This window comes from Vibrio sp. 1249-1, from assembly GCF_033340495.1.
The window spans coordinates 1-714 of record NZ_JAWOWJ010000512.1 but is presented as its reverse complement, the minus strand read 5'-3'; the positions used below and the strand labels follow the sequence as shown (position 1 = coordinate 714).

Below are 714 nucleotides of genomic sequence, written 5' to 3'. Positions count from 1 at the left end.
TTCTCAAACGAAGCGAAACAGAAAACCATTGATCTGATCAAAGAAGACCTAGGTCAGGTTGATATGGTGGTGTACTCACTGGCTTCACCAGTGCGGAAAATGCCAGAAACAGGTGAGCTTATTCGTTCAGCTCTTAAACCTATCGGTGAGACTTACACATCGACAGCGGTTGATACCAACAAAGACGTAATCATTGAAGCAAGCGTTGAGCCTGCGACAGAAGAAGAAATCAAAGACACAGTAACCGTAATGGGCGGTGAAGACTGGGAACTTTGGATCAATGCACTTTCTGACGCTGGTGTATTAGCGGAAGGTTGTAAGACTGTCGCTTACAGCTACATCGGTACTGAACTAACGTGGCCAATCTACTGGGATGGCGCGCTAGGTAAAGCTAAAATGGACCTAGACCGTGCGGCAAAAGCGCTAAACGAGAAACTGGGTGCAACTGGCGGCAGCGCAAATGTTGCTGTACTTAAGTCAGTTGTTACTCAAGCAAGCTCTGCAATTCCGGTTATGCCTCTTTACATCGCAATGGTATTCAAGAAGATGCGTGAAGAAGGTGTACACGAAGGTTGTATGGAGCAAATCTACCGCATGTTCAGCCAACGTCTTTACAAAGAAGATGGCAGCGCAGCAGAAGTGGATGATATGAATCGTCTACGTCTGGATGATTGGGAACTGCGTGAAGACATCCAACAACACTGTCGTGAGCTA

General features: G+C 46.6%; 1 protein-coding gene. It reads left to right on the top strand.

Annotation, left to right across the window (positions count from 1 at the left end):
* Positions 1–714: enoyl-ACP reductase FabV (fabV, locus tag R7Z50_RS27310; protein WP_411979527.1), on the top strand; the 714-nt coding region annotated here is incomplete at both ends.